This is a genomic window from Rahnella sp. ATs2 (assembly GCF_051851855.1).
In the GTDB taxonomy this organism is placed as follows: Bacteria; Pseudomonadota; Gammaproteobacteria; order Enterobacterales; family Enterobacteriaceae; genus Rahnella; species Rahnella variigena.
In genome coordinates this window covers 25,609-40,407 of sequence record NZ_JBLYPL010000024.1, presented here as the reverse complement: position 1 = coordinate 40,407, position 14,799 = coordinate 25,609, and the positions used below count along the sequence as shown (strand labels likewise).

General features: G+C 51.7%; 12 protein-coding genes. 4 read left to right on the top strand and 8 right to left on the bottom strand.

The features are described 5' to 3' along the window. Positions 1-53 precede the first annotated feature (53 nt). From ACJY2G_RS21555 to folA, 3 genes are all read left to right on the top strand, one after another. On the top strand, positions 54-863 hold the full coding sequence (locus ACJY2G_RS21555; protein ID WP_430320805.1) for a threonine/serine ThrE exporter family protein: 810 nt from the start codon (positions 54-56) through the stop codon (positions 861-863). Further along, positions 860-1,324 carry a threonine/serine exporter gene (locus ACJY2G_RS21550; RefSeq protein ID WP_167459622.1) on the top strand — a complete coding sequence of 155 codons (465 nt, stop codon included), beginning with the start codon at positions 860-862 and terminating at the stop codon, positions 1,322-1,324. Before ACJY2G_RS21555 ends, ACJY2G_RS21550 begins: the two co-directional genes overlap by 4 nt. Before the next feature lie 268 nt (positions 1,325-1,592). Next, entirely contained in the window at positions 1,593-2,078 is a 486-nt protein-coding gene (gene folA / locus ACJY2G_RS21545) for a type 3 dihydrofolate reductase (RefSeq protein ID WP_013577047.1), read from the top strand. 72 nt (positions 2,079-2,150) lie between these two features. Here folA and apaH read toward each other — a convergent pair whose 3' ends face one another. From apaH to lptD, 6 genes are all read right to left on the bottom strand, one after another. Further along, positions 2,151-3,005, bottom strand: coding sequence for a bis(5'-nucleosyl)-tetraphosphatase (symmetrical) ApaH (gene apaH / locus ACJY2G_RS21540; protein ID WP_112286980.1), 855 nt, complete (start codon positions 3,003-3,005; stop codon positions 2,151-2,153). A 5-nt stretch (positions 3,006-3,010) separates the two neighbouring features. Beyond that, positions 3,011-3,388: a Co2+/Mg2+ efflux protein ApaG gene (apaG, locus tag ACJY2G_RS21535; protein ID WP_112286979.1), complete on the bottom strand. Its 378-nt coding sequence runs from the start codon at positions 3,386-3,388 to the stop codon at positions 3,011-3,013. A 4-nt stretch (positions 3,389-3,392) separates the two neighbouring features. Then, on the bottom strand, positions 3,393-4,220 hold the full coding sequence (gene rsmA / locus ACJY2G_RS21530) for a 16S rRNA (adenine(1518)-N(6)/adenine(1519)-N(6))-dimethyltransferase RsmA (protein ID WP_120161943.1): 828 nt from the start codon (positions 4,218-4,220) through the stop codon (positions 3,393-3,395). A gap of 5 nt (positions 4,221-4,225) precedes the next feature. Next, entirely contained in the window at positions 4,226-5,233 is a 1,008-nt protein-coding gene (gene pdxA, locus ACJY2G_RS21525) for a 4-hydroxythreonine-4-phosphate dehydrogenase PdxA (protein ID WP_430320804.1), read from the bottom strand. Beyond that, positions 5,223-6,518: a peptidylprolyl isomerase SurA gene (gene surA, locus ACJY2G_RS21520; RefSeq protein ID WP_120161942.1), complete on the bottom strand. Its 1,296-nt coding sequence runs from the start codon at positions 6,516-6,518 to the stop codon at positions 5,223-5,225. Before surA ends, pdxA begins: the two co-directional genes overlap by 11 nt. Before the next feature lie 125 nt (positions 6,519-6,643). Further along, entirely contained in the window at positions 6,644-9,022 is a 2,379-nt protein-coding gene (gene lptD, locus ACJY2G_RS21515; protein WP_112286976.1) for an LPS assembly protein LptD, read from the bottom strand. A gap of 181 nt (positions 9,023-9,203) precedes the next feature. Between lptD and djlA the strand changes: the two genes are divergently transcribed. Then, entirely contained in the window at positions 9,204-10,025 is an 822-nt protein-coding gene (djlA, locus tag ACJY2G_RS21510) for a co-chaperone DjlA (protein ID WP_112286975.1), read from the top strand. A 66-nt stretch (positions 10,026-10,091) separates the two neighbouring features. On the opposite strand, the gene ACJY2G_RS21505 is transcribed toward djlA, so the two are convergent. Further along, entirely contained in the window at positions 10,092-13,883 is a 3,792-nt protein-coding gene (locus ACJY2G_RS21505) for a S6 family peptidase (protein WP_430320803.1), read from the bottom strand. A 196-nt stretch (positions 13,884-14,079) separates the two neighbouring features. After that, complete coding sequence (rluA, locus tag ACJY2G_RS21500) at positions 14,080-14,781, bottom strand: bifunctional tRNA pseudouridine(32) synthase/23S rRNA pseudouridine(746) synthase RluA (protein ID WP_430320802.1); 702 nt, start codon at positions 14,779-14,781, stop codon at positions 14,080-14,082. Between the last annotated feature and the right edge of the window lie 18 nt (positions 14,782-14,799).

Genomic DNA, 14,799 nt, shown 5'->3' with positions numbered 1-14,799 from the left:
ATCCTCAGTAAGTTAAATCACTCTTATTGCTTTTTTTGCGGACGGTGAATGGTATGCAGGATCCGGTCATAGAATACCCGGTGCGTGAAAGCCCCGAGGCGCATCATCAGCGTGAAATTACCCGGTTATGCATCGAATGTGCCCTGATGCTGTTGCAGCATGGCGCGGAAAGTATGCTGGTCGAACAGCTGTCGGCAAGACTTGGTGTCGCGCTGGGCATGGACCGGGTGGAAAGCTCAATCTCCGCCAATGCCATTGTGCTCAGCACGCTCAGCGGCGGTTACTGCCTGACCTCAACGCGTAAGAATGTCGATCGCGGGATCAACATGCAGGTGGTGACCGAAGTCCAGCACACGGTGATCCTGGCTGAGCATAAACTGCTCGACAGCGCGCTGGTGGCAAAACGCCTGCAAAAAATCAAACCGCTGCGCTATCCGCGCTGGCTGATGGTGTTGATGGTGGCGCTCTCCTGCGGGTGTTTCAGCAAACTTAACGGCGGCGGATGGGATGCTTTCATCGTCACCTTTTTAGCCAGCGGCGTCGCTATGGCCGTTCGCCAAAGTCTGACTGCGCAGCACATGAATCCGCTGATCAACTTTTGCTGTACTGCATTTGTGGCGACCTCCATTTCAGGGCTGTTGTTGCGGCTGGGCATTTTTGATCAGTCGTCAAACGTCGCCATGGCCGCCAGCGTATTATTGCTGGTGCCGGGTTTTCCGCTGATTAACGCTGTGGCGGATATGTTCAAGGGGCATGTGAATACCGGGCTGGCACGCTGGACGATGGCAAGTCTGCTGACGCTGGCAACCTGCATCGGTGTGGTCATGGCCATGGCGCTGTGGGATTTGCGGGGGTGGTCATGAGTCTTTTATGGGCGCTGATCGAGGACATGATTTTTGCCGCGGTGCCTGCGCTGGGCTTTGCGATGGTGTTTAATGTTCCACGCCGGGCATTACCCTATTGCGCACTGCTTGGCGGGCTCGGCCATGGCACCCGGATGTTACTTATTCATGGCGGGATCAACATTGAGTGGGCGTCCCTGCTGGCGGCTATACTGATTGGCATTATGGGCATTCGCTGGTCACGCTGGTTGCTGGCGCATCCTAAAGTTTTCACCGTTGCCGCCGTTATACCGATGTTCCCCGGTATATCAGCCTACACGGCGATGATTTCCGTGGTGGAGATTTCTCACCTTGGCTACAGCGAGGCATTGCTGTCGACGGCGCTTACCAATTTTCTGAAAGCCAGTTTTATCGTCGGAGCTTTATCTATCGGATTATCATTACCGGGATTGTGGCTGTACCGTAAACGCCCCGGTGTGTAAGGGATGTTGTACAACATGGATATACAGGACGAAATGAAGATAAACGGTTTAGCATTTTCGACTGAATTACGGCGAAAGCTTCCGGCTTTTGACCACTCTTCAGGGGCTGAACTGGCACTTTTGACGGGGAATATCCCGGCAGGGTTAAAGCTCTCTTATATCTTTGTAAAGCGCAGGTCTTCCTATCGACGGCTGATAGGGCTTTCCGTATAGTGTCAGCTCTTTTTTCGGGTCACGCTCCAATTCCTTCTCTACACAGGGCTTCACAATGATTATTAGCCTGATCGCCGCACTGGCGACCGATCGCGTTATTGGCATGGAAAACGCTATGCCTTGGCATTTACCCGGTGATCTGGCCTGGTTCAAGCGTAATACGCTGAACAAACCTGTCATCATGGGACGCAAGACGTTTGAGTCAATCGGACGCCCATTGCCTGGCCGGCTGAATATCGTCATCAGCTCTAAACCGGGCGAACATGAAGGCGTGACCTGGGTAACGTCCGTTGACGCTGCACTGGCGGCGGCCGGTGATGTGGAAGAAGTGATGGTGATGGGCGGAGGCCGCGTTTACGAGCAGTTGCTGCCAAAAGCTAACCGTTTATACCTGACTCACATCGATGCAGAAGTGGAAGGCGACACACATTTCCCTGATTACGAGCCGGATGACTGGGAAAGCACCTTCAGCGAATTCCATGATGCGGATGAGCAGAACTCCCACGGTTATTGCTTTGAAATTCTCGATCGCCGCGCCTGATCCCTGATCAACCTGAAATAAAAAAGGCACCCCTTGAAGGTGCCTTTTTGCTGTCTGAATGTCTGCGGTTTATTAAATCGCTTTTGGGATCTCAGACTGCTCTTTTTCGCTGTGGCGGTTGGACGGCTGCGTGAAGTAGGTTTTATCTTCCCAGCGTAGCATCGTCAGATCTCCGCCCCAGCAACAGCCGGTATCGAGTGCGTAAATACCTTCCGGCGCGCCTTTTCCTTCCAGAGACGCCCAGTGACCAAACGCAATGCTGTAACCCGCTTCCCGGACAGGACCCGGAATATCAAACCAGGGTTTGAGCGGTTTTGGCGCGCTTTCCGGCACATCTTTGCAAATCATGTCCAGCTGACCGTTTGGGAAACAGTAGCGCATACGGGTAAACGCGTTGGTGCTGAAACGCAGGCGTGCCAGGCCCGAAAGCTCCGGGTGCCAGTTGTTTGGCATATCGCCATACATCGCATCCAGAAATAGCGGATAGGTGTCGCTGCTCAGCACGGATTCCACTTCACGGGCGCACATCTGCGCCGTTTCGAGATCCCACTGCGGCGTGATCCCGGCGTGTGCCATGACCAGCTTCAGCTCATCGTCTACCTGCAATACCGGCTGACGTCGCAGCCAGTTGATCAGCTCATCAGCATCTTCGGCTTCAAGCAGAGGCGTGATGCGATCTTTCGGTTTGTTAAAGCTGATGCCGGCGTAAACCGCCAGCAGATGCAGATCATGGTTCCCTAGCACCATGCGAACCGAATCGCCCAAACCGCTGACAAAACGCAGCACGTCAAGAGAGGACGGACCGCGGGCAACCAGATCACCGGTCAGCCACAGGACATCATTTTGCGGATCAAAATCCACCTGCGCCAATAGCGCCTTGAGTTCATCGATGCAGCCGTGAACATCACCAATAAGATATGTCGACATGAGGATTAATTTATCAGCGTAGGGATGGCGAGGCGGAAGACCGGAACAGGCACACGGAAGGCTTCACCGTCTTGTGCGACCATTTCATAATGGCCTTCCATCGTGCCCAGCGGCGTTTCTAAAATCGCGCCGCTGGTATAGTGAAATTCATTGCCAGGCAGGATCAGCGGTTGTTCACCGATGACCCCTTCGCCCTGAACTTCTGTCTGGCGGCCATTACTGTTGGTAATCAGCCAGTAACGGCGAAGCAGTTGGACATTAAAACGCCCCAGATTGCGGATGGTGATGGTGTAAGCGAAGACAAAACGTTCTTCTTCCGGTATCGACTGTGACTCAACGTAGATACTTTGCACCTGAACACAAACGCGGGGCGAATTAAGCATAACGCTACTCCTGAGGTTCCGGGGTTTTAGGTCGTGTGGACAACCAGTTAGCCAGTTTACAGAATTGCTCTACAGAAATATTTTCAGCACGCATGCTGAGATCTAAGCCCAGTTCGGTCATTTGCTCTGGTGTGAACAGATGGCCGAGGCTGTTGCGTACGGTTTTACGACGCTGGTTGAACGCATCGGTAGTCAGACGGCTCAGAATGCGAATATCCGGGACCGGATACGGGATCACTTCATGCGGCACTAAACGTACCACAGCGGATTCCACTTTCGGCGCCGGTGTGAAGGATTCTGGTGGAACTTCCAGCACCGGGATCACGTTGCAATAATATTGCGCCATCACCGTTAAACGACCATACGCTTTGCTGTTCGGACCTGCAACCAGACGGTTTACCACTTCCTTCTGCAACATAAAATGCATGTCTTTGATAGCGTTGGTATAGGTGAACAAATGAAACATCAGTGGCGTAGAAATGTTGTACGGCAGGTTACCAAAGACGCGCAGTGGCTGACCGAGTTCTTCAGACAGCTCGCCGAAATTGATTTTCATTGCGTCAGACTGAATGACCCGCAATTTTCCCTGAAACTTAGGGTTATTTTCCAGACGCGTTGCCAGATCACGGTCGAGTTCGATCACCGTCATGCTGTCCAGACGTGAAGCGACAGGCTCAGTTAATGCTGCCAGACCCGGACCGATTTCAACGACAGCTTCACCCGGCATAGGGTGAATGGCCGACACGATGCTATCGATAACAAACTGATCGGTTAAGAAGTTTTGCCCAAAACGTTTACGGGCAAAGTGACCTTGGTGGACTCTACTATTCATTGTTGTTATTTATCGTTGCTGTTATTTGCCATGTGAATGGCGAGATTTATTGCTGTCTTGAAACTGCCCGCATCGGCGGTGCCGGTGGCGGCGAGTTCAAGGGCGGTACCGTGATCAACGGAAGTCCGGATAAAAGGCAGGCCAAGCGTGATATTCACTGCGCGACCGAATCCCTGATATTTTAGCACCGGAAGGCCCTGATCGTGATACATCGATAAAACAGCATCGGCATGTTGCAGATATTTAGGCTGGAATAACGTATCAGCGGGCAGCGGGCCGATGAGATCCATCCCTTGCTGGCGCAGTTCGTCCAGTGCAGGAATGATAATGTCGATCTCTTCGTGCCCCATGTGGCCACCTTCGCCGGCATGTGGATTCAGACCACACACATAAATTTTCGGCGCGGTAATACCAAATTTGGTTTTCAGATCATGATGCAAAATGGTGATGACTTCATGCAGGCATTCACGGGTAATGGCACCCGGCACCGCCAGCAGAGGCAAGTGCGTAGTCGCCAGCGCAACGCGCAATTCTTCAGTCGCCAGCATCATCACAACACGGTTGCAATGGCTGCGGTCGGCGAAGAATTCGGTGTGACCGATGAAGGGAATACCGGCATCATTGATAATACTTTTCTGAACCGGACCGGTAATCAGTGCGGAAAATTCGCCGCTGATGGCACCGTCGCAGGCACGCACCAGCGTTTCAACCACATAAGGCGCATTAGCAACATCCAGTTTCCCGGCTGTCACAGGCGCGGCGAGGTTAACGGGTAAAACGGTCAGTGTGCCTGCCGCCTGAGGCTCAGGCGGACGGCCTTGCTGATAATCACGCAACTGAATACTCAGACCCAGTTTCTCAGCACGTTCAAGCAGTAAGGCCGGATCGGCACATACCACTAACTCAACAGGCCATGCCTGCTGAGCCAGAGCAAGTACCAGATCCGGCCCAACCCCGGCTGGCTCGCCGGGGGTGATGACCACAGATTTTGTCACGGAAGTATTATTTTCCATTACCATCCATAATTTTCACATACGCTTCAGCACGTTGTTCCTGCATCCAGGTCTGAGCTTCTTCCGCAAATTTACGGTTGAACAGCATGCGGTAAGCACGTTCTTTCTGTGCTGCATCTGTTTTATCGACCTGACGGGTGTCCATCAGTTGGATCAAATGCCAGCCGAACGAGGAGTGAACCGGTGCGCTCATTTCACCTTTTTTCAGGTTCATCAGGGCATCACGGAACGCCGGATCGTACATGTCTGGTGAAGCCCAACCTAAATCGCCGCCCTGATTGGCAGAGCCCGGATCCTGAGAAAGCTGTTTAGCTTCATCAGCGAAGGTCGCTTTGCCGCTCTTAATATCCGCAGCCACTTGTTCCAGTTTTGCACGCGCCTGCGCATCGGTCATCACCACTGAAGGTTTCAGCAGGATGTGGCGGGCGTGTACTTCGGTGACGGAAACGGTTTTGTTATCGCCACGGATATCGTTCACTTTCAGGATATGGAAGCCAACACCTGAACGGATCGGACCGATAACCTGACCTTTCTGCGCGGTGCTCAACGCCTGTGCAAACAGGGAAGGCAGTTCCTGCAATTTGCCCCAGCCCATGTTGCCGCCTTTCAGCGCCTGGGAGTCAGCAGAGTAGGTGATCGCCAGTTTGCCGAAATCCGCACCATTGTTCAGATCAGAGACGATTTTCTTCGCCAGCTGTTCTGCAGAATCAACTTGATCCTGCGTCGGGTTTTCTGGCAATGGCAACAGGATGTGGCTGAGGTTGAATTCAGCACCGCTGCCATTTTGCGCAGCAACCTGTTTGGCCAGCTGATCCACTTCCTGAGGCAGGATCGTAACGCGACGACGTACTTCGCTGTTACGCACTTCGCTGATGATCATTTCTTTGCGGATCTGGGCACGGTAGGTGCTGTAGTTCAAACCGTCATATGCAAGACGGCTGCGAAGCTGATCGACAGAAATGTTGTTCTGCTGGGCGATACTGGCGATGGCTTTATCGACATCCTGATCGTTTGGCGTGATCCCCATACGGGTCGCCATCTGCAACTGGATCTGATCCATGATCAGACGATCGAGGATCTGGTGACGTAACGTTGCGTCATCCGGCAGCTGTTGTTTAGCCTGCTGTGCCTGCTGTTTAACGGAATTAAACAAACCATCCACGTCACTTTGCAATACGACGCCGTTGTTCACGACGGCAGCAACTTTATCAACTTCCTGAGGGGCAGCAAACGCAGTGCTGGCACAAAGCGTCACGCCGAGGAGAAGTGTTCTCCAGTTCTTCATACTTTTTCCATTTGTCTAATCCGCAAGCGCGGGTTTCAAGTTCACTGAGTTCGTAGTGTCTTCACTAAATCAGCCCTGTCTGCACGAAATGACATGCAGACAGGAAATCAAGAGCGTCGTCGGGCTTAGAAAGCTCGCTGATATGGCAGTATGCCGGTGGCCAACATTTCTTTTGTTCCGAGGGTTTGATTGTTACCCAGGCCTCTAAGTTCAATATTGAAACCAATCTTATTGTCATACTTACTTTCGGACTTGGTCGTGTCGTAGTTGGTGATCTTACGTTCGTAACCGACATTGATTGCCCAGCAGCAGGTATTGTATTGCAGGCCGATTAACTGATCGGCGCTTTGCTGTGCTTTGGTATCGTAATAATACGCACCGACGATGGACCAGCGATCGGCAATCGGCCAGCTGGCGATACCGCCGACCTGAGAAATACCGTCCTGATACCCCGGGTTGGTGACCTGAGGTAATGTCGCCTGAATATATTCCGGGCTGGCATAACGGTAGCTCAACTGAATCATTTTCTCTGAGTCAGCACGATACTCAAGCACTGCATCGCCCAGCGCCAGTGCATCAAGACGGGTGTCATATTGCACACCGCCGCGAACGCCCCAGAAGTTATTGATTTTGTAATAAGTGTCACCTGCCCAAACCAGGCTGCCGGTGTCATCATTTTTATCCAGCACGCTGTTCTGATCGCCAGTGCGCGGTGGCTGGAAGTAATAAATCTGTCCGGCAGAGGCGTTAAAACGCTCTTCCAGATTTTCGTCGTAAATACGCGTGGTTAAACCACTCGCCACCTGATTGGCAGAAGCGATGCGGTCAAGGCCACTGTAACTTTTATCGCGGAACAGACCGGTGTAGTCGGACTGTAACAACGTGGAGTCATAGGTATTGATCGAACTCTGGTTACGATACGGAATGTACAGGTACTGCACTCGCGGCTCGAGGGTCTGGGTGTAATCACTGTTCCAGTCCATCGTACGGTCAAACACCATTTTGCCGTCGGTTTTAAATTCAGGCATAACGCGGTTCACGGATGAACGCAGTTTGGTGTCCGGGTTCGCATCATAATAGGCATCTGGAATATCCTGCTGATAGTGAGTAGCCATCAGCTTGATTTCGTTATCCAGACTGCCCCAGCCATTACTGAGCGGCAGGCTTAACGTAGGTTCGAAGTGCGTACGTATCGCTTCCGGGTTATCCGGGTTCACGCTGGTGAATTTCACCGCCTGACCGTACAGGTGCAGGTCGAACGGACCTACATCGTTTTTATAATAGTTAATGTCCAGCTGTGGCTGGGCACGGTAAGCATTGCTGTTACCATAATCAGTGAAGACCTGGAACTGCTTACTTGCCAGCGTCACATCCCAGTTCTTATTCGCATACCCTACACTGAATTTTTGCGTGGAATAGCCATCGGTACTGGAACCGTATTTCGAATCGAAATCGGTGAAGTAATAAGGGTCACTGACTTTGGTGTAATCGACGTTGAAGCGCCACACCTGATCGTAAACACCTGAATGACGCCAGTAATACATCCAGCGTTTGGTGGTGTTATCACTGGTACGGCCTTCGTCCTTCAGGAACTGATCGTCGATCTTCTTATCATTGCCCAGATAATCGAACTCCATCAGACCCGCACCGGCGACGGTCAGGTAGCGGAATTCGTTCTGCAGCTGCAGACCACGATCGCTCATGTAATTTGGCGTGATCGTGGCGTCGTAGTTTGGCGCAATGTTCCAGTAATAAGGAACTGTCAGGCCGAAACCATTGTTGGTGCTGTATTTAGCGTTAGGGATAAGGAAACCGGAACGGCGCTTATCCCCAATCGGTAACTGCATATAAGGGCTGTAGAACACAGGAACCGGGCCGATATGGAAACGTGCGTTCCAGATCTCAGCCACTTCTTCCTGACGGTCCTGAATCACTTCTGAACCGACGACGCTCCAGCTGTTATCACCGGGCAGACAGGTGGTGAACGTGCCGTTATCCATGATGGTGTAGCGGTTATTGTCACGCTGCTTCATCTTGTCAGCCTGGCCACGACCCTGACGGCCAACCATCTGATAATCACCATCCTGAACATCAGTGTCTTTTGTGGTCAGGTTTGCAAAGCCTTTCGGGCCCTTCAGCTTGATTTGATTATCGTTATAACGCACGTTGCCGGTCGCTGTGGCGGTTCGGGTCGGCGTTGGCTGATTAGGATTCGCGATTTGATTGAGCTGAACCTGATCAGCGTCCAGTGTGCTGTTTCCCTGAACAACGTTAACGTTGCCGCTAAACAACGCGCTGTCGGGATAATTGCCTGTCGCCTTATCGGCATTAATAGTGACAGGCAGTGAGTTAGGATCACCCTGCACCAAAGGTTTGTCATAGGTCGGAACGCCGAGCATACATTGTTCTGCGAGATCGGCCATTGCGCCGTGACTGTACAATACTGACCAGATTGTGGCGGCCAGCATTGTCGGTAAGCGTGTTTTCAGACGTCTGTTTTTCATACGTAAAATGGTGTTCCGTCATCAGAGGCATCATGCCGGCAAACGGTCAGAGACTATCTCACTCATCATGGTTGCGCTAGTGTTAAATCCCACCGGTTACGTTGCCGCCGTTAGGCACAACGATAAATGCCGGTTATGATAAAGCAATTTTTAAGCGACGGCATGGCGAATTGAGGAGTATATGCAGTATTGGGGAAAACTGCTCGGACTTATCCTTGGCTTATGGTCAGGTTTAGGCTTCTGGGGAATTGTTGCAGGGCTGGTGATAGGGCATATGTTTGATACCGCGCGTTCCGCGAAACGCCGGGGATATTTTGCCGATCAGCAGACACGTCAAACCATCTTTTTCCGCACCACCTTTGAGGTGATGGGGAATCTGACTAAATCAAAAGGCAGAGTTACCGAAGCAGATATTCAGATCGCCAGTCTTTACATGGAACGTATGCAACTGCATGGCGAGCAACGTGAAGCCGCGCAACGTGCCTTCCGTGATGGCAAAGAAGCCAATTATCCTTTGCGGGAAAAAATGCGTGAACTGCGCAGTGCGTGTTTTGGTCGTTTTGACCTGATACGGACTTTTCTGGAAATTCAGATCCAGGCGGCCTATGCCGACGGTTCATTGCATCCTAACGAACGCGAAGTGCTGTATGTGATTGCTGAAGAACTGGGTATTTCACGGATGCAGTTCGATCAGTTCCTGCGCATGATGGAAGGCGGCCAGCAGTTTGGCGGCCATCAGCAGGGCGGGCGTTCCTATGGCGGCGGTTATCACCAGACGCAGCAAGGCCCGACGCTGGCGGATGCCTGTAAAGTGCTGGGCGTGAATGCCACCGACGACGCGACGACCATCAAGCGTGCCTATCGCAAACTGATGGGCGAGCATCATCCTGACAAACTGGTGGCGAAAGGTTTGCCACCTGAAATGATGGAAATGGCCAAGGAAAAAGCGCAGGCGATACAGGCGGCGTATGACCTGATCAAACGCGAAAAAGGCTTTAAATAACGTCATCGTAAAAAAGGCGTCCATTCCAGGACGCCTTTTGCTTTTCGTTTCATATGCGGTCAGGGATCAGAAACTCACCTTCACGCCTGCAATCGCCTGCCAGTAATCAACCCCTTCATCTTCAATTCTGTGCTGATACTGCACACCGGTGTTCAGTGACACATTTGGTGTCGGGTTACTGATAATCCCCAGATCGATCATACCAGAGCTACCTGTTGCCCCACTGCGGAAGCTGTTGCTGACGTCGCTATAGGTGTCCCCGATGTCCACTGACGCATCGTCACTGAGATCTTTAATGAACAGGGTATTGGCGGTCACCGCCCATTTACCTGCATTCGCGGTATCCCAGTCGTAGCGGTAACGCATCCCTAAGCGGGCAGTCGGACGGGTGATATCGTCATAATGCACCTTGGTATTATCAACATCTGTAAAATCATCGACTTGCAGTCGCTGAACGCCAAACCCAACGGATGGCGTCAGCTCATGATTGCCTGCCTGGATTTTATATCCTACATCGACAGAGCCGCCGAAGGATTTCGCACTGATATCCGCCACTTCACCGCTGCGCAGGTCGGTCGAGACATTGCCATCATAGATGGCGACATCCGAAGCCACATCCACCGTTAATCCGCTGACATACTGATACGAAAGCAGTGAAGAGAGTCCCCAGGTGGTGTATTGCGTTTTGCTGTTGCCATCGGCGGCATCCGGCGTGACATCCAGATTAGCGCTGGAAAGGCCGAGGCTCAGTCCCAATGCGTGAGTATCATTACCCAGTTGCAGAACTTTACCGCCAAACAACCAGCCTTCTTCTTTCTGGGTGTAGTCATAGCCATAATTCATAAAGCCCAACGAGGAATGATATTTGTCTTCTCCGTTGAGGTACTGGAAGAACATGTGCAGTTTTTTATCATCCTGCGCCAGTGTCTGGTTACGGAATGTCTCATTCACCCGGCTGTTATAGCTCAGCAGGGCGGAAGGTAATGAAAGATAGGAAGGTACCTGCGGTGTGACAGCCGGGCGTGTATTTTTCCCGTTATCATCCTCATCGGGTGTCGGAGCGGGAGGAACAGGTATGTCGCTGTCATCCGGAGTTGGGTCTGGAATCGGTGTATCATCGCCGCCGTCATCCGGTGTCGGATCGGGAACCGGCGTATCGTCGCCGCCGTCATCCGGCGTGGGATCCGGAACCGGCGTGTTATCGACAGGCACTGTGTTATCGCCTTCAGTCAGCATGTTGTTTTGCAGACGATAGTCCCAGAACTGATCGCCGCTTCCTTCAACATCACGCTGCTCTTCGGAGCTGCGTCCCGGCGCGAATGCGTAAAGGTTGTAGGCATAAGCGCCACGCGCGACGTATTCCCCCGCCAGTTTGAAGCTGTTTTTTGTGGCGTTACCCGCTACCTGAATCAGAGAAATCCCTTCCTGATTATCTGCTGCACCGTCATTATCGGTGTCGGTGAAGAAGCCGGCACCCGAAGGTGTGACCTGAACGATAACAGGGGCTGAAGAAACCACGTCGCCATTGATCAGTAACTTGTCGGTTTGCGCAAAACTCGGGTCGAAATGTGTGCGCAAGCTGAGCAGATTATTGTTACCTGCAGCGAGTGTGCCGTTAACGGTTTGTGTTGCCGGCACAAAGGCATCGCTTTCGCTCTCTGCTGGCCATTGAGGAAGAAGCTGAACATCATCTTTCAGAATAAGATCTGTGACGGTGCTGTTTCCCGCCAGCACGGTGTTTTGTTCCATAGTCACGGTCGAGGTAAGGGAGCCGTTGAGGATCAATGCGCCGCTGTAAATATGGGTTGAGCCGGTGAAGGTATTATCGCTGTTGATATATAACGCACCCGGCGCCATTTTTTTCAGCGTTCCGTTACCGGAAATGGCGGCATCTATGATCACATCATTATTGCCATCAGTGCTGGTGGTTTTATTGTCTGTCTGATCAACGGAAATCACACTGCCAGAGGCTAACTCAACCTGACCGCTCAAATGTGATTTGCTGTTCAGCATCATGTTTGCCTGCTCATTGAGCTTAACGTTGGCATTCAGCGTGGCATGTTCATTCACCCGCAGGGTGGCATGGCTGGCGACATCAACCTGGTTAACATTATAGGTTTCATCAATCCAATCATCACTGAAAACAGTGCCGCCGGCATGCGGTGTCGGGCGTCCGACAAGTCTTAGAATGCCGTTTTGCACGGAAAGCTGATTCAGATCGGCACCGCCCGCCAGGTCCCAGATGCCCGCAGAAGAATCAGGAGCATAATCGACGTTTAAATTTGATGCTGTTTCTTTACTGCCGAGATGGCCAATAAATGTCTGGTTATCTGAGTTATTCAACGTCAGCGTACTGATCTGGTCTGCATTGCTGTTAATAATCGCTGCACCAGAATCACTGTGATTGATGGTGCTGAAAGCCATGTCATAGCCATTCAGATCCAGATTACCGCCACGGTAGCCAAAGTTTATGTCACTGCTTTCAATCTGGTTTTCACCGCCGATCTGCACCGTCGGGCGCCCGCTTACGATGGTGATTTTGGAGAAGGCCTTTTGCTCACCCGCTTCATTGGCTTGTTGTGCCAGAACCACCAGACCGTCGCCAACATTCAGCGCGCCGCCATTATTGCCCACGGCATTGACGTACAGCGTACCTTCACCGATTTTATGCAGGGTGTCTCCGTCTAATCCATTGACTTCCCAGTCGACGGTTTTCCCCGCATCGACTTCGATCCCGCCGCCCACCCAGGTGCTGTTGGCTCCGTCGGCAGAGACGACGCGGTAATCGTTGGAAAACTGCAGTTTTGCCGCACCGTGATTCACCGCGCTGTCGAGTACGATCAGGCCGCCATCACCGGCAAAGCGCAGGTCTTTGGAGGCATCGAGTTCATCATTCGTGGCCTGCGAAGGCAGTGCCGTGTTAACACCGTGCCACTGCCAGCTGTTTTCGCCCTGGGTAATATTGGCCGCCGTCCAGTGAATGTCGCCATCGGCAGCGATATCAGTCACATCCGGGTCAATATTTTTGGCAAACACGCTCTCCATGAAAGCCTGTTGTATGTAAAGGGTATAGCTGTCGTATTTATAAGGTCCGTAACCGCCGCTCCAGGGTGAAACCCCGACAATTTTCCAGATTTTTTCTTTATTGTCATAAACAAACAGCGGGCTGCCGCTGTCACCGGCCTGAATTGCACTGCTGAAAGGCTGAACGCGTGAATCTGTAGGACCATAATTGATCCACTTCAGTTGCCCGCTCTGAAAGGTAGGATTAACAATCGTGCCACCCGATTTCCAGACATACGCATCCGCGAGATATTTCATTTTATGCGTAACAGGATCGACCTGATATTGCGTGCCGGATCCGGCGCGTGCGAAATAGGTATAACGCTCTTTATCAGTGGTAAACTCAGCGGGATCTGCGACAGGCATCGGTGCAGCTTCAGTAACCACTTTATTTAAACGCGGGACATGGAAATCTTTATTTTTGGTGTAATACTCCGGGTCAATGTTGCGATTAATCAGTTTATAGGTAGTTCTGTATTTCGCATGATTCCCAAAGTCTACGGAAGTATATCCACCGTTATGGGCCACGCTGACAATATAAGAGGGAGAAATTAATGTCGCGAACCCCAGACTGCTGACGGCGCCAAAATCAGGCATAGGGAAGTTAAGAATGCCCGCTGACGTGCCGTCCGTTTTAAAAACTTCGACATTTTCTTCACCCGCACCATATTTCCCAAGGTTTTCAGCAAAATCACGATAGTCCTGAACCGCGACATCCTCGCGCATTACACCGGCATCGGCATCAAAAAGCGCCAATGCAATCAGGCTGCTGAGCAGCTTTGGTTTCCATTTCATTATTATCTTCCCTGAGGATGAAATTATTAAAAGGAGGGGATGTTAACAGTTGCAGGAAGAGTAATGACAGGTCAGTCAATAACTGACTCAGGGAATATACTATTTTGCGGGGCGTTAAAACCTAATAAAACAATATGATGGAAATACAATACATATTACTTAAAAGTGATTTAAGAAATATGTATTGTTTGAATGATTAAAAATCCGGTTCGCAATTAAACACCAGTGGCGCATCCGTTATCGGATGATAGAACGATAATTCCTGTGCATGCAGTTGTAAACGGTCTGCTGCTGCCAGTGCCTGCGGATGCGCATAGAATTTATCGCCCAGAATCGGATGTCCCAGCGCCAGAAGGTGCACGCGCAGCTGATGCGAACGTCCGGTGATTGGCCGCAGTTTCACCCGTGTGGTGCCGTCATCATCCCATGACATCACTTCGTATTGCGTCAGCGCCTTTTTACCGGTTTCATGGCAGACCTTCTGCTTTGGCCGGTTGGGATAATCGCAAATCAGCGGTAAATCAATAATGCCGTAATCTTCTTCAACCCGTCCCCAGACCCGCGCGATGTACACTTTCTTGGTTTCACGCTCGCGGAACTGACGTTTTAGTTCGCGCTCGGCGTCCTTGGTCAGCGCCACCACAATCACACCGCTGGTCGACATATCCAGACGATGGACCGACTCGGCTTCTGGGAATTCCTGCTGAATCCGGGTCATCAGGCTGTCCTGATGCTCGGCCAGTTTGCCGGGTACCGAAAGCAGCCCGCTCGGTTTATTGACCACCATGATGTGCTCATCCTGAAAAATCACCTGTAACCAGGGATCGGTCGGTGGATTGTAATTCTCCAGCGGCCGGGTTTTGGAAGGCTCAGGAATTGTCGGTTGATGTTCGCTCATAGCGGTTTCAGTCTGTAT

What these genes read in the sequence shown, in the direction of transcription:
- ACJY2G_RS21555 (WP_430320805.1), top strand. Translation starts at nt 54, where the DNA reads ATGCAGGATCCGGTCATAGAATACCCGGTGCGTGAAAGCCCCGAGGCG.
- ACJY2G_RS21550 (WP_167459622.1), top strand. Translation starts at nt 860, where the DNA reads ATGAGTCTTTTATGGGCGCTGATCGAGGACATGATTTTTGCCGCGGTG.
- folA (WP_013577047.1), top strand. Translation starts at nt 1,593, where the DNA reads ATGATTATTAGCCTGATCGCCGCACTGGCGACCGATCGCGTTATTGGC.
- apaH (WP_112286980.1), bottom strand. Translation starts at nt 3,005, where the DNA reads ATGTCGACATATCTTATTGGTGATGTTCACGGCTGCATCGATGAACTC.
- apaG (WP_112286979.1), bottom strand. Translation starts at nt 3,388, where the DNA reads ATGCTTAATTCGCCCCGCGTTTGTGTTCAGGTGCAAAGTATCTACGTT.
- rsmA (WP_120161943.1), bottom strand. Translation starts at nt 4,220, where the DNA reads ATGAATAGTAGAGTCCACCAAGGTCACTTTGCCCGTAAACGTTTTGGG.
- pdxA (WP_430320804.1), bottom strand. Translation starts at nt 5,233, where the DNA reads ATGGAAAATAATACTTCCGTGACAAAATCTGTGGTCATCACCCCCGGC.
- surA (WP_120161942.1), bottom strand. Translation starts at nt 6,518, where the DNA reads ATGAAGAACTGGAGAACACTTCTCCTCGGCGTGACGCTTTGTGCCAGC.
- lptD (WP_112286976.1), bottom strand. Translation starts at nt 9,022, where the DNA reads ATGAAAAACAGACGTCTGAAAACACGCTTACCGACAATGCTGGCCGCC.
- djlA (WP_112286975.1), top strand. Translation starts at nt 9,204, where the DNA reads ATGCAGTATTGGGGAAAACTGCTCGGACTTATCCTTGGCTTATGGTCA.
- ACJY2G_RS21505 (WP_430320803.1), bottom strand. Translation starts at nt 13,883, where the DNA reads ATGAAATGGAAACCAAAGCTGCTCAGCAGCCTGATTGCATTGGCGCTT.
- rluA (WP_430320802.1), bottom strand. Translation starts at nt 14,781, where the DNA reads ATGAGCGAACATCAACCGACAATTCCTGAGCCTTCCAAAACCCGGCCG.